The following is a 21186-nucleotide window of genomic DNA, read 5'->3' on the forward strand; positions in this document are numbered from 1 at the left end:
CCGCCCTTATTTCTTAGCAAAGCGCGCTTCATGATACTTCTGCATGATACCCTTGCTGCCAAGCAAGTTACGTACAGTATCTGAAGGTTGTGCGCCTTTTTGAAGCCAATTCAAAATATCTTCTTCATTTAACTTTAAATCGACTGGATTAGTCAACGGGTTGTAATAGCCCACGGCTTCGATGAAACGACCGTCACGCGGCGAGCGTGAGTCTGCTACAACGATCCGGTAGAAAGGCTTACGCTTTGAACCCATCCGCTTTAAACGAATTTTAACTGCCACTAAGTCCACCTCCTGCTCATTTATCAACCTTGATAGCATAGCAAAAAAAATTTAAGCTGTAAAGCCTTTTTTCTTTACACGGAAAATTGTTCGGCTTATGAATGGAATCGCTTGGCCTTTTTAAGCCGCTTCTTCTTGTTGCGCTTTTGCTTGCGGACCATTGAGTTCATCGCCATTTTTCCTAGCTTGCCGGAAACACCGCCACCCATGAGTCCGTCAAGGCCCTTCATATTGCCTTTACTCATCTGGTTCATCATTTGTTTACTTTGATTGAACTGTTTAATCATGCGATTGACTTCAACAACCGGCCGGCCTGAACCACCGGCGATCCGCCGCCGCCGACTCGGATTCAGCAAATCCGGATTTTCCCGTTCTTGCGGGGTCATCGAATAAACAATGGCCTTCATGTGGGCAATGTCCTTAGGATCCATTTTGACATTTGCCAGCGCCTTATTATTCGCCATCCCGGGAATCATCTTCATGATGTCCTCAAGCGGCCCCATTTTGCTAATTTGGTCCATCTGATCGAGAAAATCGTTAAAATCAAACGAATTCTCACGGATCTTCTCAGCGACTTCTTGCGCTTGCTTTTCATCATAGTTCTTTTGGGCTTTGTCAATCAGCGTCAACATGTCGCCCATGCCAAGAATCCGGTTGGCCATCCGGTCCGGATAAAAGACATCCAAGGCATCCATCTTTTCGCCTTGCCCGATGAACTTGATCGGTTTGCCGGTGACGGCGCGAATAGACAGTGCCGCCCCGCCACGGGTATCGCCATCCAACTTCGTCAAAACAACTCCGGTAATATCCAGCTGTTCATTGAAGCCTTTGGCAACATCAACCGCCGCTTGACCGGTCATGGCATCAACGACCAGCAAAATGTCATTCGGATGCGCAAGTGCTTTGATGTTCTTAAGCTCGTTCATGAGCTTTTCATCAATCTGCAAGCGGCCAGCGGTATCGATGAGGACGTAATCGTTTTTGTTTTCTTTGGCGGTGGCCAAGCCTTGCCGCACAATTTCAACCGGATCGGTATCGGTGCCCATCTCAAAGACTGGCACATTCAGCTGCTTGCCAATGGTTTGCAGCTGATCAATCGCTGCAGGGCGATAAACGTCGGCCGCGATCAGCAAAGGCCGCGCCTTCTCGTTGTCCATCAAATATTTGGCTAGCTTGCCGACCGTTGTGGTTTTCCCGGCCCCTTGCAACCCAGCCATCATAATGACGGTTGGAATATGCGGCGCCTTGTTCAGCGGCACCGCTGCCTCGCCCATGGTTTTGACTAACTCGTCGTTGACAATCTTAATGATTTGTTGGGCGGGGGTCAGGCTTTCGAGTACTTCTGTACCAACTGCTTTAGTGCGGACGTTTTTGATGAACGTCTTAACCACATCAAAATTGACATCGGCTTCCAGCAACGCCAGCCGAATTTCCCGCATGGCCTCGCGAACGTCGCTTTCACTGACCTTACCTTTTCGCCGTAATCCGCTAAAGGCTTTTTGTAACCGTTCCGATAATCCTTCAAATGCCATAGTATCCCCCTGCTATTTCGCGGTTTGATCCGCGACTCGTTCTAATAATGTGCTCAAAACCTTGTCGTCCGGGTAATGGGTGCGGACATAGCCCACCAGCGCATCCACCGCCTCATTTTGCGCTTGGTAATTGGCAAAAAGATGCAGCTTCTTTTCATATTCTTCCAGACTGGCTTCGGTTCGGCGAATATTGTCGTAAACCGCCTGGCGCGACACGTTGAATTCAGTCGCAATTTCGCCCAGCGAATAATCATCGCCGTAATACAAAGCCAAATACGCATGTTGTTTATCCGTTAATAACGGGCCATAAAACTCAAACAATGAGTTCATGCGATAATTTTTTTCGATTTCCATCATGTCATTCCCTTAATCCCATGATTGCCGGTATATCGGTTCTCCGGCCGCTTGAACATGGTCCTTGTATAAGGATACCGGTATCGCCGGAAATGGTCAATTAGCAGTGGCAAATAGTTGGCGCATCTTACGGTTTAAAAAAGACGACAAGCTAGACGAACGGTCATTAAGCACTTAAAATGTAATCGGTTACAACCACCTCATCGTCATTTAGAAAGGACTGGATTTCACATGCCAAAAACGGATCTAAAAATGACAGCAGCTGGTTTTAAAACTACCGATGATTTAGTTGACGCTACCATCCATCTGCTTGATGAGAACGACTATCACTTTCTGGCGATCGCACTAGCGCAAGAGCTGGTGTATCATCGTAGCGACCAAGACAAAGTGACGTTGATTAAAGAATATGTCCAGCTTGTGTAGTTAGGAAGCTGCATTCGGGGATGAGCATAATTCTGAAAAAGCATTCACAGTTTAGTGACTTCCGAACGATAACGAAAAGTCTCAGGCAATAGGCTCTAGGCCGCGCCAAACTCCGCAATCTCCGGCCAGATGGGGCTGGAACGCTGTGACGGCGCTTTGAGCCAGAAAACCGCTGTCTCAAAGTCGCCTAACAACATCAGCGACAAAGCTCGGTCGCTGTGTTGTTTCCACAGCTGAGCCCCATCTGGCCTATGATTGCTCCGCCTTGGCACTAACATCTCGACACTCTGCCGAATTATTCTTGGGAAAACAAAGAACCATACTGCCGTTGTGAATTATGACCTAGACAAAACAGGATGGATCGACGAAAGCGGATTCACATTTCCGGTTTTGCCTCATTTCGTGGTACACTGAACATGTGAAAAATTGGAGGGAAGAATATGGTCGCAACCTTTATTTACTGGGCCGTGTTTGCTGTCCTTGCTGCTTGGGGATTGTGGAGTTTGGTTTTCTCATGTGTTTACCTGAGCAACCATGAAAACGGCAATTTATGGTTCTTTGCTATTATCAACACCATTTTCGGTCTTTTAGGCTGGCTATTTGCATGGATCATGAGCAATACAGCATGGCAACAATACTGGTTTGCAAGTAAAGTCCAACCATCCGCTTGGTTCACTTACCTGCTAATCGGCTACCTTGTCTTGGTTATCTTGCAAGTCATCTTTGGCCGGGAAAAGAAAGTCCAGACAGCCTAAATCATCAACGCGCTGGATTGACGCACGTAAAAAGCGTTGCACTGGAACGAACAGGTGCAACGCTTTTTTCTTTTCATTTATTGCCTTGACTTAGGCTTTGACTTCAATCAAGCCCTTAAACAAGCCGGTCACAAACTTCGTCGGATCAAATGCCTGCAAGTCATCCATTTTTTCGCCCAGCCCCACTAACTTGACCGGTACATGCAGCTCATTGCGGATTGCCAAGACGATGCCGCCTTTGCCAGAACCGTCCAGCTTGGTTAGCACGATGCCGGTAATTTGGGTCGTCTGGTTAAACTCTTTCGCCTGATTCAGTGCATTCTGGCCGGTCGTGGCATCCAGCACTAACAAGACTTCTTGCGGCGCATCCGGCAATTCACGGACGATCACGCGTTTAATCTTGTTTAACTCATTCATCAAGTTGACTTTGTTTTGCAAGCGGCCAGCGGTGTCGACCAACACCACATCGTAGCCTTCTTCTTTTGCCCGCTTAACGCCGTCAAAAACAACGGCTGCGGGATCGCCGCCTTCTTTCGTGGCCACCACCGGCACATCAACGCGGCGGCCCCATTCTTGCAATTGCTGAATAGCGCCCGCACGGAAGGTATCGGCTGCCACTAGCAAGACGCGCTTGCCTTCTTCTTTGAGCTGATGCGCTAGCTTGCCAACAGTGGTCGTTTTGCCGGCGCCATTAACGCCCACAAACAGAAAGACAGTTGGCCCTTCTTCGGCAAAGTGGAGCTGGTTATCTTCACCTTTGCCGGCCTCACCATACATATCTACCAGCTTCTCAACGATGACTCGCGAAACGGCCTTGGGATCCTTCGCATTTTTAAGCTTAACTTCTTCGCGCAATTCATCGCTCAACCGAACCGCTGTTTCAAACCCGACATCGGATTCGATAAGCATCTCTTCAAGGTCATCGAAAAAGTCTTCATCCACCGTCCGAAAATTGGCAAATAACGCATTAAGCTTTTCGCCAAAACTGCTGCGGCTTTTTTTCAGACCTTCATCATATTTATTTTCTTCAGGCGTTTCCGGTTCATCCCCGGTGAACGCCTTTTTAATCGCATCAAAAAGTCCCATTAACTTGTCGCCTCTTTCTGTGATTGATCCAGACTGACTGCCATAATCCGACTCACACCGGATTCCTGCATGGTCACGCCGTACAAGACATTGGCCGCAACCATCGTGCCGTGACGGTGCGTGATCACGATAAATTGGGTCGCGCTGGCATAATGGCGTAAGAACTCGCCAAACCGGTTAACGTTGACATCATCTAGTGACGCCTCAACTTCATCCAAAATCGAAAATGGCACCGGACGGACTTTTAGAATCGCGAAAAGCAACACAATCGCGGTTAACGCCCGTTCGCCACCTGACAGCAATGACAATCGCGTCAGCTTCTTACCAGGCGGTTGTGCGGAAATCTCGATCCCGGTTGCCAACAGATCGTCAGGATCGGTCAAGCTGAGATGGGCATGCCCACCGCCAAACATTTGCGGGAAAATCGCTTCAAACGCACTATTCGTCTGGTCAAACATATTTTTGAATCGTGTTTTGACGGTTTCATCCAATTCGTGCATCGTCTCTTCAAGCTGCTGTTTAGCCGCCAAAAGATCGTCTTGCTGCTTGGTGAGAAACTCGTAGCGCTGATTGACCTCTTTGAACTGCTCGATCGCATTCAGATTAACCGGCCCCAATTCATCAATGCCGCGTTTCAAAAGCTTCAACTTGCTCTTTAATTCAGGAATCGGTGCGTGATCCGGCACCACGGCAGCTTTGGCCGCTTCGTAAGTGAGCTGATAATCCTCGGCTAACGTGTTCAGGCGAGCATCCAAGCCCAACTTCACCCGGTTAAGTGCCACCGCCTGTTGTTCGGAGGTAGCCATGGCCTGATGCTGTTGTTCATAGGTCGTTGTAATCCTGGCAGAAATCTCGCTTAATTTGCCGCGATTGGCTGCCTTGGTTTGGGTGACTTTGGTTTGCTCGGCTTTCAGTTGCTTCAGTTCCTCTTGCAACTTGGCAATTGTGGCCGTACGACTGGCTTTTTCTGCCGCCGTTTCCTTAGCCGTTGCGGTAATGTGCTCAATGCGTTGCTGAAGTTCCGTGATTTGTTCGGTTGCATCCCTCGCCTGCGTTTGCCATTGCTGATGCTGATCATGCAGTGTCTGCAAGTCATTGGTCACCACTGCCAGCTTCGTCTTCAACGCATTTTCGGCTGTTGCTTGCTTCGACCGGGAATCGGCCGCAGCGGCAGCGGCAGCTTTCAGTTGTTCGATTTCTGTCTGGGCGTCTTCGATGTCACGAGCAATTTTTTTGCCCGCTTGATGAAGCTCGGTCATTTTGGTACTTAAATCAGCCTGAGCCGTATTAGCCTGTTGTGCGGCAGCCAACTGTCGCTGCGCCTGCCGTAGCGTCTCTGCCTGTGCAGTGTGCTGACTGGTAATGGCCGTTAGATCGGCTGCTAACGCCTGAGACTGCGCCTGAGCGTCTTGCCAGGCGGTTTGGGCGGTGTTCTCCTGCTTGGTCAATTCGGTCAAGTCAGTTTGCTTCTTTTTGAGATCTTCGACTAATTCCTGCAGTTGGGTCTTTAGATGGCGGGCTTCCTGATTGCGTGCCAGCGGTGAAGCTTGCCGGCCTTGCTTGACCTGGCCGCCTGTCAGTGAGCCACCTGGATTCAAAATATCCCCAGCCGTCGTTACAATACGATAACGGTGATGAGTGGTGTTGGCAATGGTAATCGCGTGCGGCAGGGTATCGACAATCAAGACACTCCCTAGCAGATTAGCCATCACGGACTTTAGATCAGCCGGATATTGGGCAAGCTGCAGCCCTGTGCCTAAAAAGCCGTCCGCACCTTTGACCAGTTGCAAAACCGCACTCGGCAGCTCACGTGGCCGCATCACAGCAGCAGGTAGAAAAGTCGCCCGACCGGCTCGCTGTTGCTTTAACAGGCTGATGGCACGTTGGGCTGCTGCTTCATCGCGGGTGACAATGGCCTGTAGATTGCTACCTAACGCCAAATCAAACGCTTGCTGGTAAGCGGTCGGTACTTCCAACAATTCAGCCACCGCACCAATCACACCCGGCAAGGTTGCTTTATGCTTCAGCACAACCCGAACGCCGTTATAAAAGCCCGCATAGTCTTCATTCAATTCAGAAAGCGTCTCATACCGTGCGCGTGCGCGTTGATAAGTCGCCATTTCGTCTTGATAAGTTTGTTGCTGGGCAGTGCGGTTTTGTTGCAGCTGATTCAACTTGGTTTTAGCTTCTTCAACGACAGTTTGTTGCGTTTCGGCTTTGGCCTGTAACTTTTGCTGCTGGCTTAACAGCGTATTGACCTTGGCCTCCTGGTCCTGCGCCTGCTTGCTCAGTTCATAGATTCGCCGATCGTGCGCCGCGTTTTGACTCGCCGCAAGTTGCTGGTCTTTTTGTAAGGCAGCCTGAGCATTTTTATTGTCAGCTTGGGCTTTCAACAAATCAATGTAGTGATTCTGAACAGACTCCAACTGACGATTTAAAGCAGCCGGGTCTTGGCTAGCTTGCTTTTGTTGGGCCAACTGTTCCTTGAGGTCTTGCTGTTTTTTCTGGGAGGCATCAAGCTGCTTGGTTAAGTCGGCCAGTCGCTGATTTGCCTCTGTTAGCGCCTGCTGAGCGTGGGTCAACCGATCTTTTAAATCAGCCAAGGTTGTCGCCGCGTTGGCTGAGCGTTCGCTAGAGAGGTTCGCTTCACCGCTGAGATTTTCCAGTTTCATCGAACGACTCAAGACTTGGTCATTCAGCTGGTTCAACCGTTCTTCATGCTGATGATCCACCGCACTCAACTGTTCAGACTGATTTTCCAGATCCTTAACCTTTGCCGTCAGCGCCGCAATGGTCGCCTTGGTCACTTTGGCTTCACCTTGCGTCTTCTCCTGCTCCGCCGCTAGCTGTTCGATTTCCAGTGCCAAAAGTGTTTGGTGAATCTTTTTATAGTCCGCGGTTTGCTGCTGATAATCCTTGGCCAGTGAAGCTTGCTCCCGCAGTGGTTCAACCTGATGCTTCAACTCGACAATAATATCGTTAATCCGCGCTAGGTTGTCGTCATTGTTAGCCAACTCGCGCTCGGCTTTGGTTTTCTGTTGCTTATATTTATAAACGCCAGCGGCTTCTTCGATGATGCCCCGGCGTTCTTCTGGTTTGCTATTAAAAATCGCTTCAACCCGGCCTTGCGAGATAAACGAAAAACTCTCACGCCCCAAGCCGGAATCCATGAACAGATCGACAATGTCCTTCAATCGAACATCTTGATTATTGAGCAGAAATTCCGAGGTGCCATCGCGATACAATCGGCGCGTCACCGAAACTTCGGCTGGCTGATTTTTGAGATAACCATCGCTGTTGTCGAAGGTCATGGTAACCGCCGCACGATTCAAAGCAGGTCGGCTGTCCGTACCTGCAAAGATAACATCACCCATTCGCTCGCCGCGCAGGCTTTTGGCACTTTGCTCGCCTAATGCCCAGCGAATCGCCTCGGTGATGTTACTTTTTCCACTACCATTTGGCCCAACAATCCCAGTCAGACCGGATACAAAATCAATTTCGGTTTTATCTGCAAATGATTTGAAGCCATTAATGATCAAACGCTTTAATTCCATGATGACCCCATTCTAGTTCTTACTTTTTCAAGCGGGCTAAAGCCGCCTTGGCTGCAGCTTGTTCAGCCGCTTTTTTATTTTTACCGAACCCGGTCCCTAATACCCGACCTTCAACTTCAACATCAACGTGAAATTGGCGTTCATGAGCAGGACCTTTTTCATCCAGGAGGTGATACACAATCGCCACATCACCATTTTGCTGCAGGGTTTCCTGTAATGCAGTCTTATGATCCTGGTTAGCCGAAAACTCACCGGCATCAATCTTAGGAAAAATGATCTGTTCGGCAAATTTGATATTGGCTTTACGGCCTTGATCCAAGTACAAGGCACCGTTAAATGCTTCAAACAAGTCTTCCAGCAACGTCAATCGCTTGCGGGCACCGGCTTTTTCTTCACCTTTTCCCAGCTTAATATAGCGATCAAAATGCGCCTCTTTTGAAAACGCCGAAAAGGCTGCAGTTTGAACCGCGGCAGCACGGATACGGGTCAAATCACCTTCCGGCTTGTCCGGAAACTTACGATACAGATAGTCAGAAACGGTCAGTTCAAGCACCGCGTCACCAAGAAATTCAAGTCGCTCGTTATCTTTTAACCCTAATTCTTTGTGTTCATTAACATACGAGGAATGCGTGAAGGCTTCATCCAATAGACTGAGATCGTGAAATTCAATCCCATAACGCTGACGCAATTCACTCACAAACTCTGAGGCAACCATGAAGAGCCCTCCTTTTTATCACCTTCTAATTATACAAGAGCACACCAAAAAAGACACCTGCGATTGCAGATGCCTTTTTCGAGGTACTTTGACTAGTTCTTCGCTGTGCTGGTGCTGGTAACAGCAATCTTTGCCCAGTTCAGGTTGTTAGCCGAAGCATAGTCAACGCTAGCATTCTTCACACGTTTGTTAACCGGGAAGATTTGCTGGCGATACAGAGTTGGGATAACGAAGGCTTCATCTTGGGCGTATTCTTGCCATGCCCGGAAGGCCTTGTTCCGATAACTCTGATTCATTGCCTTTGAGCCATCAATGTCATTTAACAATTGCGTGTTCTTGTCCGAAACGAAACGCGTGTAGTTAAATGGTGCCTTTTGTGAATACAGATCCATTGGAGATGGGTCAGATGACAACTGCCATGCAGCTTGATAAACATCAACGCTCTTATCATCCTTCTGAACCTTATCGTAGAAGGAATTGAATTCCATTGGCCGACCAGTTGTCAGCTTGACACGCAAGCCGATCTTCTTCCATTGCTGAACATAATCTTGAGCCAACGGTGTAGCCGTTGAACCGCCAGCCATGGTAGCAAAGTTAATGGTCAACTTCTTACCATTTGGATCAGTCCGATAACCATCTTTGCCTTTCTTGTAGCCAGCCTTGTCAAGTAAGCTATTAGCCTTCTTGATATTAAGATCATAACCCTTTAAGTCAGCATGAGCTTTACCAAAGATAGGAGGAATCAATGTTGTCGCACGAGAACGGGTGCCATTGTAGAACTTGGCAGCAACCTCGTCATTGTTGAGGGCATAACCCATGGCTTGACGCAGGCTCTTGTTGGCCATCTTAGCCTTAGGATTATAAACATTTTCGCTCTTACTGTCGTCCCATTTACCTAACTTAAAGCCGATGTAAGTATAAATCAGACCTTGGCGACCTAAGTTCTGATAGCCTTTGACACTCTTCCAGTCGCTCCAAGTATCCGTCGGCATTTCATAAACTAGATCGTACTTGTGATTCTTAAGCGCCGAGGCACTGGAAGCAGAAGAAACGTTTTCAAAGGTGATCTTATCCAACTTCGGCTTGCCATTCCAGTAATACTTATTTGGTGTATATTGAACGCTTTGACCTGCAACAATCTTACTCATCTGATATGGCCCAAAGAAGAGCGGATGCTTACGAATCTTGTCGCTTGATTCCAACTTATCGAAAGCCACATCATGCAAGTAGTGATAAGGTGCGGCACTTTCTAGGAAGTAACCATTGCCGGATGTGTTGAACGAAGGTTTCATTTCCTTGAAATGAATGACCAGCGTGTCGCCATTATCACCTTTAGGCATGGTTAATCCAGAAATCGAATCGGCTTTGCCTTCATGGTATTCGGTTAAGCCTTCAATATTCTGGAGAGATTCAGTATAACGTTGACTCTTGGTTGCTTTGTTCGCAATGATCTCGTATGCATAAACCAAATCACGTGCAACAACCGGTTGGCCATCCGACCACTTGACATTTGGCTTAATCGTTACAGTGACTGTTTTGGCATTATTGTCTTGCTTCAATGTGGCAGCACCTTTGTTGTTGAACTTAAAGGTGCTGTTGTAAGCAAAAAGACTTTCAGCCGCAGGATACATATAATCAGCATCGTATCCATCTGTATAAAGTTCTTCGTTGAAAACCCCCTTAAATGGTGAGTCGTCAACGACACCGACATTAAGAGTACCACCCTTAATTGCCTTTTTGGTGTTGTTATAAGAGATCGGTAATTTCACAGCCTTATTAGATGTACTTGAGCTGGAGTTCGAACTCTTACTGCCACAGGCTACCAAGGTGATGGATAAAGCGGTAGCGAGCGTGATCATTCCGAGCACAGAACGCTTTTTCATACTTTTTCCCCCTTCCGCGCCGTCATCGCAATATGTAAGCGAAGCAACGCTTCATGTGAGTTAAATGATAGCATAATTAGAACGAAATGACCAATGTTTCGCCACAAATTTTTCTTTTTTTCTTCAAAAATAAAGAGCCACCCAGTTTTGTCTGAGTGTCTCTTCATGAAATTTCAGAAAAAGTAAATCAACTTAACCACGCCGCTGCCGTGAATCAGCCGCGCGCCGCAAAGCCTGGCCCACAAAGTTAATTGATAGTGACAGTGTCAGCAAGACCAGCACTGCAGGGAACCAAACCCACCAACGATCAAAGATCAAATCAGGATTTGAAGCGTAACCGATTAAGGTCCCCAAACTAGGTGTATCCATTGGTAGCCCAAAGCCCAAGAAAGAAAGTGCCGTCTCAATCCCAATAGAACTGGCAATCGTCAAGGTTAAGTCGGTGATAATCAATGAACTTATATTTGGCAAAACACCGGTAAACATGATTTTGAAGTTCGATGTTCCTGATGTTTTTGAGGCCATGACGTATTCACTACGCGCTTCCGATAGCACTAACGAGCGCATCAGTCGAGTCGTGGTCATCCAGTAAAAAGCAGACATAATCAAAATGATGCTAATAACGTTATACTGCGGAACGATGGTGACTAACACAATGATAACTAGCAACGACGGAATAATCATCCAAAAGTCAACTAGTCGCATGATCACAGAATCGATCCAACCACCGAAATATCCAGAAATTGTTCCAAGCACGACGCCAACAAACTCGATGATTAAAGCAACGGAAATCCCGATAGTAATTGAGTTGCGGGCAGCAAAGAACAAATATTTGAACATATCCCGGCCACCTTCATCGGTTCCGAGAATATACCCATTGACACCAGGTGCCGTATAACGATCCATGATACTAACCTGTGTTGCACCGCCAACGTTAAACAGCATTGAGCCAATAAACGCAGCTAGAATAATGGCTACCGCTAAGAATAGCGAGACCACGGCAACCTTGTCTTTGCGGAATTCGTTCAGAATCACCTTGAAGTTAGAAGGTGATTGTTCAATTTTTGTGGTGTTAGCCGCCACTTCATTTGCATTGTTTTGCATAAACTTTCCCCACCTTCTACTCGATCCGGATCCGCGGATCCACGATACTCATGATGATATCTGACAGTAAGTTACCAAGCAACGTCAGGAAGCCGAACAAAAGCACCAGCGAGATAACCACCGGATAATCACGGCTGGTCATCGACGAAACAAAGAGTTGACCCATTCCAGGATAACTGAAGACGGTTTCCAAGATGACGGAGCCGCCCAGCAGGCTGGTAATTTGATTACCCATGAACGCTGCAATCGGCAATAAGGAATTACGCAAAATATGTTTATCAAAAATAACGCGGGCCGGCACACCTTTAGAACGAGCGGTCCGAACAAAGTCTTGGTGAGTATTATCGATGACCCCGGTACGCAGATACTGAATCGTACTTGGCGTCGTGATAATCCCCGCGACTAACGCCGGTAGAATCATGTGATAGATCCGATCCCAGACATAGCCCAGTGTTCCCGGATTATACGTTGACGACACACTCCCACCGGTTGGGAACCATTGTAAGAAGAAGCCGAAGAAAATGAGCCCTAACAGATAGAAAACAAATGGTGGTACGGCCATCAAAATGAAGGATGCAACCGAAATTGCAGAATCTCGTTTACTACCTTCATAACGGCCGGCAATCACACCGGCTGGAATGGCGATAACATAGAGAATCACCGTTGACATCAATGCCAGCCAGAATGTGTTCACAGCCCGTTCACCGATCAGACCAGTTACCGACCGTTTATAAACGAAGCTCTGACCCAAATCACCATGGAACATGTTGCCAACCCATTTGACATATTGAATATACCACGGGTCATTCAAGCCATATTGTTGACGTAAGGCCGCCATCTGCGCTGCGCTTTGCCCTTGCTGAAAATTACCGGATAACGGATCCCCTGGCATCATTTTCGACAGGACGAAAACCAGCACACTCAGTAAAATCAATTGCGGGATCATGATTAAGATCCGGCGTAGAATTGTTTTCCACATTAATCATGCACTCCCTTCATCGTTGAATCTGGCAGCGCAACGTAATGTGTATCGGAAATCTTCTGGAGATCCAAAACGCGGCCTTCCTTGGAATAATATTTAGATTCTTCTTCTTTAAAAACGCGTTCGACTTCGCGCCGATGTTCTTTGTTCTCCTCGCGATCATCGGGGTTAACATCAGGAATCGCGGATAAAAGCCGTTGCGTGTAAATATGTTGCGGATGATTATAAATATCTTCACGCGTTCCGATTTCAACGAAACGGCCACGATGCATGATCGCCATCTTTTTACACATGTGTTTCACAACGCCCAGATCATGTGAGATGAACAGATAAGAAATGTTGTATTCTTCCTGAATGCGTTTCATAAAGTTCAGCACTTGCGCTTGAACGGACAAATCCAGTGCCGATACGGGTTCGTCGGCGATAATCAACTTAGGATTCGTCGCCATGGCCCGGGCAACCCCGATCCGCTGACGCTGGCCGCCGGAAAATTCATGCGGATACTTGTACAAAGCATCACTCGGCATCCCAACGATATCCAGTAATTCCTGAACACGATGACGCTCCTCGTCTTTGGTCAGGTTCTGAAAATTACGAATCGGCTCAGCAATGATATCTTCAATGCGCTTACGGGGATTCAGGCTAGATAGCGAATCCTGGAAAATCATCTGCACGTCCTTGTTGTACTGCATGTGCTTGCGAACGCTGCGCTTGGTGATGTCCTGACCCTTGTACATGATCGAACCGGACGTCACTGGTTCCAGTCCAACAATCGCTTTGCCGGTTGTCGATTTGCCTGAACCGGACTCGCCAATCAGGCCATATGTTTCGCCTTGCTCAATGTCAAAATCGATCCCATCGACTGCCAGCACATGATCCGTCACCCGATTAAAGAAGCCGGAACGAATGGGATAATGTATTTTTAGATTTCTAACTTCAATCATTGCCATAATTACTCACCTTTTTCAGCCGCTTGGTCGTCATCCGGGAAATAGAAGTCTTTGTAGCACGTGCACTGAACAAAATGATCAGGTGCGACCTCATGCATGGTCGGATGCTCTTCGTGAGCAGATGCCGGAATCCATGGAATTCGGGGAGCAAATCGGCAGCCTTCCATCTGCATATTCTTCAATGACGGCACCACGCCTTGGATGACGTGTAACTCGTCATCATCGGAGTCGGCTTGCGGCATCGAGCGCAACAGACTGCGGGTATATGGGTGGGTCGGATGTTTGAAGACATCCATCACCGAGCCACTTTCGACAATCTGTCCCGCATACATCACCGCCACGCGATCAGCGGTTTCAGCCACAACGCCGAGATCATGGGTAATTAAAATAATGCCGGAATGCATTTCCCGTTGAATATCTTCCAACAAATCCAGAATTTGTGCCTGAATCGTGACATCCAAAGCGGTAGTTGGTTCGTCGGCAATGATAATCGGTGGTTTGCAGGCAATCGCAATCGCAATGACAATCCGCTGCCGCATCCCGCCAGATAGTTCATGCGGGTAAGAACGTGCCGTCCGTTCGGGATTGGGAATGCCGACTTGATTCAGCAGTTCCAGCACCCGTTTATCGCGTTCTTCCTTGTTCATCTTGGTATGGTAAACCAGCGTCTCTTCAATTTGCTCGCCAATCCGCATCAACGGATTCAACGCAGCTAACGGATCCTGGAAAATCATGCCAATATCCTTACCCCGAATCCGATCAAACAGGGTTTCATTTAACCCGACCAGATTCAGATTGTTATACAAGATATCACCGGTCACTTTTGTATTACGCGGATCATGAAGCCCAATAATACTGGTTGCCAAAGTACTCTTGCCGGAGCCTGATTCACCTACAATCGCCAGAATCTCATCTTTTCGTAACGTGATGCTGACATCATCGACAGCATCATAAAAAGCATCTCCAAGTCTGAATCCGGTGTGCAGATGTTGCACATCTAGCAGCAAATCTTCAGGTTTATCCAAACGAACTCCTCCTTTGCGTACTTGACGCAAGATTAAAACAAGATGAGATTTTTGAAATAATTGTCTCTAAGTATAAAGAAATTATAGTGGTTATGCAAGCCAAAAATGCGTCCCAACGCCATTGAAGCGCGAAATTTACGGATAAATCCATCAATGATTCGTGCACAAGGATGGCGAGCTTTAAGGAAAATCGAGCATCCTCAACATGATGCTGCAAGCTGATCATATCAGAAAATTCGGTTTGTTTGAAGAAAACGTCCTTTATAGTCTGCGTGCGGCTCGTAAAAACGAAAGTGAGTCGCGCTCACCATAACGCGCTCCCCGGCGCAAGAGCCTGCATGTAAGGATCTTGGTCGCAATGCCATTACTCCAAAGACCACTTACACTCCGGCTCCTAACCGCGCCGGCTCGCGCTCACAAATAAAAAAGCCGCCATCACTGGCAGCTCACGCATTCACTATTTTTGATGTGCTTTGATGTAATCAACCGCATCTTGAACTGTTTGGATCTTTTCCGCATCGTCATCTGGAATTTCCGCGCCGAATGCATCTTCGAGTTCCAAAACAAATTCGACAATGTCAATCGAATCTGCATCAAGGTCTTGCTTGAAATTCAAGCTTGGACTGATTTTGTCAGGACTTAACTGAAAATGGTCCTGAATCAAGCCTGCGATCTTTTGATAAATTTCGTCTTCACTCATGCCGCTCCTCCATTCATCTGCCAATTTAGTTTACTTGTTTCCGCCGTCGTTGTCTACGGCTTTATCAGTGGTTTTTGCTTCGGCAATTTCAGGGTGAGCGTCAAAATAATCCACCACTTTGGCTACCGTGCCATTTTTAACCATTTTGGCTGTCTGCAGCAAGGTGTAATAAACCGTGTCAGCATCAGCCGCGCCGTGAGCTTTGACCAGCGGCGCTTTAAGCCCAAGCAAGACCGCGCCACCGTATGAAGAAATATCGAAGGTTTGTGCCATCGACTTGAGGTTGTTTTTCAAAAACAGACCACCTAATTTGCCGGAAACACCGCCATCGTAAATGGCACCCTTTAACATGTGCATAACAGTGCGGACAGTACCCTCAATTGCCTTTAACGTTGCGTTGCCGGTAAAGCCGTCAGTGACGACCACATCGGCAGGTCCATTGAGAATATCACTGGACTCGACGTTTCCCACGAAGTTAATCCCAGGAGCAGCAGACAAAAGATCATGCGCTTCTTGATGCAACTTGTCGCCCTTGTTTGCTTCTGTGCCGTTGTTAAGCAAGCCCACGCGTGGATTGTCAACGCCGCGAACGTCTTTAGCATAGTAGCTACCCATGATTGCGTATTGTAACAAATGATACGGACGGTTTTCCGCATTGGCACCAACGTCCAACATCACAAAGCCTTTGCCGTCAACAGTCGGCAACGTTGGCAACAAACCCGGCCGTTCAATGGCCTTGATCCGGCCGATAATGAATAAGCCGGCTGCCAATAACGCCCCGGTGGAGCCTAGTGAAACCATCGCGGTCGCGTCGCCTTGTTTAACTGCTTGCGCCGCCAACACCATCGAAGCCTGTTTCTTACGCCGAATCGCCCGAACCGGTTCATCGTCACTGTTAATCTTTTCGGCCGTGTGCACGATCGTCAGCCGATCCTGATTATGAATCAAAGGTTTGATTTTGGCTTCATCCCCATAGAGGATAAATTCTAAATCCGCGTCATGGTCGCGCGCCTTTTCCGTTCCGGCAATCACAACTTCCGGAGCGTGGTCACCGCCCATTGCATCAATTGCAATTTTCATAAAATTCTTCGTTCCTTTCGCATTTAATCCAAACTGCCGTTCATCTGCCGACTAGCAGCCAGATAAGCGGCTAGCGGTTGATGCTCAGGTTCCAGCAAGTGCGGATCAGTTTTAAAAATCCGGGCCACAATCTGTTGGGCAGCTTCCAGAGTTGGAAAATCCCCGACAGGATCGGCCACTTTAAATTCTGGCAGTCCTGACTGCTTATCTCCAAAAATATCACCCGAACCGCGCATTTCCAAATCTTTTTGGGCTAACAAGAAGCCGTCATTGGTTTTGGTCATGATTTGCATGCGCGCGACTCCTTGCTCATTTTTAGGATCAGCAATCAACAAACACTGCGCTGCTTTGCTGCCACGACCCACCCGGCCGCGGAGCTGGTGAAGTTGCGATAGGCCGAAGCGATCAGCATCGAAAATGGCCATCACCGTCGCATTGGGGACGTCCACCCCAACTTCAACCACCGTCGTCGAAACCAGCACCGCAATGTCACCCTGACTAAACGCCCGCATGATTCGATCTTTTTCATCCGGCTTCATTTTGCCGTGCAACAACGCAACCTGCCCAAGATTGCCAACCGCTTTTTGCATATCTGCAAAAAGCTGCTCGGCGTTCTGTAGGTCGATCTTTTCCGATTCCGCAATCAGCGGGGTAATGGCAAACACCTGACTTCCTGCCTGCACCTGACTGCGAATCAGCCGATAAACCTGACCGACTTGATTCTTGCGCAACCAAGTGGTGGTAATCGGCTTGCGCCCTGCCGGCAATTCATCAATGGTGGAGACATCCATTTCACCGTATGCCGTAATCGCTAGCGTTCTAGGAATCGGCGTCGCGGTCATGGACAGTAGATCTGGTTTCTGCCCTTTTTCCTGAAGCACCTTGCGTTGATTGACCCCAAAGCGATGCTGCTCATCGATAACCACCAACCCCAAGGCTTTAAAATCGACGCCTTTTTGAATCAGCGCATGGGTCCCGATGATCAAATTAAGTGTGCCCATTCGCAGGTCGGTCAGCAGTTCACGCCGCCTCTTCGCGGTTGTGGATCCCGTCAAGAGCCCCAGCTTAACCGGAAAATTGGCGAAAAGTTTTTGCAGCTTAGCAAAATGTTGCTCCGCCAGCACTTCTGTCGGCACCATCAAGGCAGCCTGATAGCCGGCTGTGACCGCCGCATACAAGACAATCGCTGCAACAATCGTTTTCCCGCTGCCCACATCACCTTGCAACAGGCGATTCATATGATTGGGCCGGCGCATGTCCGCACAGATCTCATTCACAACCCGCTTTTGCGCATTGGTCAATGAAAACGGCAGCGTCGCAATCAGTGCGCGCAACGCCTGATTGTCGTACGGAATAGCAAGGCCGTTGCTACTGTTGGTATTAAGCTGTTTCAGCGCTTGTATTTGCAGTTGAAACAGGAAAAACTCGCGAAAAACACCGGTTCGGCGCGCTGCCTTGGCTTCTTGCGGCGTGTCGGGAAAATGCATCCCATGGACCAGCTGTTCGTCCGTCATTAACCGATAATGCTCACGAATGCTAGCAGGGATCAGATCATGGATATGCTGATGATCACGCGCCCACGCCGCCTTAATCAGGTCAAGTAACGTACCCATCCGGATGTTTTTATTCACAGTATAAATCGCTGCCATGGACGGCTGATCCTGTGACTGGGTGGCCAGAATTTTCATCCCAGTCAAACTGCGGCGCTGGGCATCCCACTTGCCAAAAATTGCTGCTTCATCGCCCATCTGAAAGCGATCTTTTAACCACGGTTGATTGAAGAAAGTGACCAGAATGACGCTGCGTTCGACCTGCAGCTTGACATTCACCCGGCTGCGATGCGGCCCAAAACGGCTAATAACCGGATCGGCAACCACGACGCCTTTGATCGTCAGCTTTTCTTGATCGGCTGCTTCAGCAAGGTCTTTAACTTTAAGGTCATCATAGCGATATGGAAAATAAAACAGAACATCACCGACCGTATGAATGCCTAAACTGGCCAAGCCTTCTTCACGCTTAGGACCAACACCGGGTAAAACGCTAACCGGGTCCGTGAGCGCCATCATCATCCCTCCTTCGCAATAAGATGGTAAACGACAAACTGTGCTTAGCCTTTCATGTCGCAAAAAAGTGCCCCGCATGCGGGACACCTTGGCAGTAAAGCAACTTGTTTACTCGACTGAGACAAGATAAGGATAAACCGGCTGATCGCCTTGGTGAATTTCAAATTCCAGATCCGGATGCGCTTTGCCAACTGCATCCGCGATTTTCTTAGCTTCGCCTTGATTAGCATCGGCGCCCACAATGATCGTGACAATTTCGCTGTCGTCATTGATCATCCTGTTTACCATGGCAATCGCTGCTTGTTGGCGATCCTGATCAGTGACGCTAATCGTGCCGTCAATGATCCCCATCCAATCGTGATTTTTGATAGCCAGTCCATTAATGGTGGTATCGCGAATTGCTTGCGTAATAGAACCGCTAATCACATTCGGTAGTTGGGCGGTCATTTCGCTTTGATTGGTAGCCAAATCGGCGTCTGGATTATACCCAAGCATAGCGGTCATGCCTTGATTGATGGTCTTGCTTTTCACGACAGCGACTTCTACGTCAGTTGCGGCCTTAGCAGCAGCTTCTGCCGCCATGAAAATATTGCCGTTATTTGGTAAGACGATCACATGCTTGGCGTGAGCGGCCTTCACAGCATCCAAAATATCATTGGTACTTGGATTCATGGTTTGCCCGCCGTTTAGCACATAAGTCACGCCCAGACTCTTGAATAGCTCGCCGAGTCCCTCACCGGCAGCGATGGCAACAACACCCATCTCAGCTAGTGGTTGGTCATTGGCATGAGCATCTAGAGAGCCTTCCCGTTCGATAATGCTTTCCTGTTGCAAGCGCATGTTATCGACTTTGATTTTCATAAGCTCACCGAATTGCTGGCCGTAACGAAAAACCGTGCCAGGATGTTCAGTGTGAACGTGGACTTTGACCACTTCTTCATCAGCAACCACCAATGTCGAGTCGCCAAGGGTATTCAAATAGTTACGAAACGGTTCATAATCAAAGTGCTTGAAATGATCGCCGGTTTCGAGTTCAACCATCATTTCGGTACAATAACCATAAACAATGTCGGCCGGATCCAGTTGGGTCTGGGCGCTCTGGTGGTGGACGGCGTTGATCATTTCGGTCATTTCTTCGTCTGTGACATCATGAACATCCGAACTGACTTCACCGGATAAGCCTTCACGAAATCCTTCATAGATAAAGACCAGTCCTTGACCGCCTGAATCAACCACACCGACTTCTTTCAAAACAGCCAGCAGATCCGGCGTCTTGGCTAATGCACGTTTAGCACCCTTAACAACGGCCGTCATAACGACCAAAGCGTCATCTGAGCCATTAGCCGCTTTTAAGCCGGCTTTGGCGGCTTCACGGGCAACAGTCAGGATCGTGCCTTCAACCGGCTTCATTACCGCTTTATACGCCGTCTCGACGCCATGAGCAAACGCGTCAGCCAAATCCTGAGCGGTCAGACTCTTCTTACCTTCTACGCTCTTGGCAAAGCCACGAAAAAGCTGGGAACTGATAACCCCCGAATTACCCCGGGCGCCCATCAACAGGCCCTTGCCTAAGTGCTTGGCCAGATCGCCAACGCCAGCATCGTTAGATTCCAACACTGCCTTGGCACCGGTTTGAAACGTCAGATTCATATTGGTTCCGGTATCGCCATCAGGCACCGGAAAAACATTTAATGAATTCACAAAATCAGCATTTTTATTGATGCGATGTGCGGCTACCCGGATCATGTCCTGGAATTTAGTCGCCGTTATTTCGGTTACTGCCACGAAACATCCTCCTCGAAGAACTTAATATCGTTACACCGTCAGCTGACAGTGCCTTAATGTCAGTCGCCTAATACCTTGACGCCCTGGACGATGACGGTCACTTCGTCGGTTGTGACCCCCAACATCGTTTCGAGGTTGTATTTTACTTTGTCTTGGACATTTCGGCAAACTTCGGATATTTTGGTACCATAACTGACAATGATGTTGACTTCAATCTTGACGCCATTGTCAGTTTGGCGTACCACAACACCGCGCGCATAATTTTCACGCTTCAAAATGTCATTGAGATTATCCCGAATCTGGTTACGGCTTGCCATCCCGACAATCCCGTAAATCGATGTCGCGGCACCACCAACCACTGTTGCAATGACATTGTTGGAAATGTCGATAATCCCATACTTGGTTTTGATTTTGACCGCCATGCTGAATCCTCCTAGCCATTCACGATGCGCTTTCACACCGCGTACAATTCTACCAGTTAGTGTAGCATAGGCACGAAAGCATTAAAAGCGCCACCGCTTGTGGATTCCTGCCTAGGCCATCGTACTGACGGATGCTTCGACGCCCGCGCTGAAGAAGCAAAAAGATCCTGACAATGATGGATACATCACATTCATTGTCAGGATCTTTTTGTATTTATGGTATCAAACCCGGGTCAGTTTACCTGATTTAAGGGCACGTGCAGAAACCCATACCCGCTTTGGTTTACCATCAACAAGGATACGAACCTTGTGCAGGTTGGCTTTCCATGTGCGCCGGCTTGAATTCAAAGCGTGTGAACGCTTGTTGCCAAACGTGGTATGACGACCTGTAATAACATCTTTAGCCACAATATGACCTCCTTTTTTTCAAGGTCACCCTCGAATTTTTCACTCAACTAACTTATCATAGCCCCGCGGCGAATGCAAGAAGT

19 protein-coding genes are annotated in these 21186 nt (G+C 48.2%); 2 read left to right on the forward strand and 17 right to left on the reverse strand.

The features are described from left to right. Positions 1-6: 6 nt before the first annotated feature. The 3 genes from rpsP to LACSTY_RS07810 form a co-directional block, all read right to left on the reverse strand. On the reverse strand, positions 7-282 hold the full coding sequence (rpsP, locus tag LACSTY_RS07800; protein WP_003564756.1) for a 30S ribosomal protein S16: 276 nt from the start codon (positions 280-282) through the stop codon (positions 7-9). A 95-nt stretch (positions 283-377) separates the two neighbouring features. Next, the gene (gene ffh / locus LACSTY_RS07805; RefSeq protein WP_010488046.1) at positions 378-1814 is read right to left on the reverse strand and encodes a signal recognition particle protein; all 1437 of its coding nucleotides are present in this window, start codon (positions 1812-1814) and stop codon (positions 378-380) included. Between the two features lie 12 nt (positions 1815-1826). After that, the gene (locus LACSTY_RS07810; RefSeq protein WP_049169472.1) at positions 1827-2168 is read right to left on the reverse strand and encodes a putative DNA-binding protein; all 342 of its coding nucleotides are present in this window, start codon (positions 2166-2168) and stop codon (positions 1827-1829) included. 231 nt (positions 2169-2399) lie between these two features. On the opposite strand from LACSTY_RS07810, the gene LACSTY_RS07815 reads away from it, so the two are divergent. Then, the gene (locus LACSTY_RS07815) at positions 2400-2591 is read left to right on the forward strand and encodes a hypothetical protein (RefSeq protein WP_010488043.1); all 192 of its coding nucleotides are present in this window, start codon (positions 2400-2402) and stop codon (positions 2589-2591) included. A 440-nt stretch (positions 2592-3031) separates the two neighbouring features. Further along, complete coding sequence (locus tag LACSTY_RS07820) at positions 3032-3346, forward strand: hypothetical protein (protein ID WP_010488042.1); 315 nt, start codon at positions 3032-3034, stop codon at positions 3344-3346. A gap of 90 nt (positions 3347-3436) precedes the next feature. Here the strand turns inward: LACSTY_RS07820 and ftsY are convergent, their stop codons facing one another. The 14 genes from ftsY to rpmB form a co-directional block, all read right to left on the reverse strand. Next, a complete protein-coding gene (ftsY, locus tag LACSTY_RS07825; RefSeq protein ID WP_087912238.1) occupies positions 3437-4432 on the reverse strand; it encodes a signal recognition particle-docking protein FtsY in 996 nt (331 codons plus the stop codon). Further along, on the reverse strand, positions 4432-7986 hold the full coding sequence (smc, locus tag LACSTY_RS07830) for a chromosome segregation protein SMC (protein ID WP_087912239.1): 3555 nt from the start codon (positions 7984-7986) through the stop codon (positions 4432-4434). The genes ftsY and smc overlap by 1 nt, the downstream gene beginning before the upstream one ends. Positions 7987-8005: 19 nt before the next feature. Continuing rightward, positions 8006-8701 carry a ribonuclease III gene (gene rnc, locus LACSTY_RS07835; RefSeq protein WP_010488038.1) on the reverse strand — a complete coding sequence of 232 codons (696 nt, stop codon included), beginning with the start codon at positions 8699-8701 and terminating at the stop codon, positions 8006-8008. 92 nt (positions 8702-8793) lie between these two features. Next, positions 8794-10584: an oligopeptide ABC transporter substrate-binding protein gene (locus LACSTY_RS07840; protein WP_087912240.1), complete on the reverse strand. Its 1791-nt coding sequence runs from the start codon at positions 10582-10584 to the stop codon at positions 8794-8796. Positions 10585-10776: 192 nt separating this feature from the next. Then, on the reverse strand, positions 10777-11688 hold the full coding sequence (locus tag LACSTY_RS07845; protein WP_087912241.1) for an ABC transporter permease: 912 nt from the start codon (positions 11686-11688) through the stop codon (positions 10777-10779). A gap of 16 nt (positions 11689-11704) precedes the next feature. Further along, positions 11705-12667: an oligopeptide ABC transporter permease gene (opp4B, locus tag LACSTY_RS07850; protein WP_025012446.1), complete on the reverse strand. Its 963-nt coding sequence runs from the start codon at positions 12665-12667 to the stop codon at positions 11705-11707. Continuing rightward, entirely contained in the window at positions 12667-13620 is a 954-nt protein-coding gene (locus tag LACSTY_RS07855; protein ID WP_010488031.1) for an ABC transporter ATP-binding protein, read from the reverse strand. The genes opp4B and LACSTY_RS07855 overlap by 1 nt, the downstream gene beginning before the upstream one ends. A 2-nt stretch (positions 13621-13622) precedes the next feature. Further along, positions 13623-14645 (reverse strand): ABC transporter ATP-binding protein, encoded by a 1023-nt coding sequence (locus LACSTY_RS07860; RefSeq protein ID WP_010488029.1) that lies wholly within the window; start codon positions 14643-14645, stop codon positions 13623-13625. A 457-nt stretch (positions 14646-15102) separates the two neighbouring features. Continuing rightward, the gene (gene acpP, locus LACSTY_RS07865; RefSeq protein ID WP_047106272.1) at positions 15103-15345 is read right to left on the reverse strand and encodes an acyl carrier protein; all 243 of its coding nucleotides are present in this window, start codon (positions 15343-15345) and stop codon (positions 15103-15105) included. A gap of 30 nt (positions 15346-15375) precedes the next feature. Next, complete coding sequence (plsX, locus tag LACSTY_RS07870) at positions 15376-16425, reverse strand: phosphate acyltransferase PlsX (protein WP_087912242.1); 1050 nt, start codon at positions 16423-16425, stop codon at positions 15376-15378. Between the two features lie 23 nt (positions 16426-16448). Beyond that, the gene (recG, locus tag LACSTY_RS07875; protein ID WP_087912243.1) at positions 16449-18488 is read right to left on the reverse strand and encodes an ATP-dependent DNA helicase RecG; all 2040 of its coding nucleotides are present in this window, start codon (positions 18486-18488) and stop codon (positions 16449-16451) included. A 108-nt stretch (positions 18489-18596) separates the two neighbouring features. After that, on the reverse strand, positions 18597-20273 hold the full coding sequence (locus tag LACSTY_RS07880) for a DAK2 domain-containing protein (RefSeq protein WP_087912244.1): 1677 nt from the start codon (positions 20271-20273) through the stop codon (positions 18597-18599). Between the two features lie 59 nt (positions 20274-20332). After that, complete coding sequence (locus LACSTY_RS07885) at positions 20333-20695, reverse strand: Asp23/Gls24 family envelope stress response protein (RefSeq protein WP_010488017.1); 363 nt, start codon at positions 20693-20695, stop codon at positions 20333-20335. A gap of 222 nt (positions 20696-20917) precedes the next feature. Continuing rightward, complete coding sequence (gene rpmB, locus LACSTY_RS07890; protein WP_010488015.1) at positions 20918-21103, reverse strand: 50S ribosomal protein L28; 186 nt, start codon at positions 21101-21103, stop codon at positions 20918-20920. Between the last annotated feature and the right edge of the window lie 83 nt (positions 21104-21186).

This window comes from Lacticaseibacillus styriensis, from assembly GCF_030770295.1.
Taxonomy (GTDB): domain Bacteria; phylum Bacillota; class Bacilli; order Lactobacillales; family Lactobacillaceae; genus Lacticaseibacillus; species Lacticaseibacillus casei.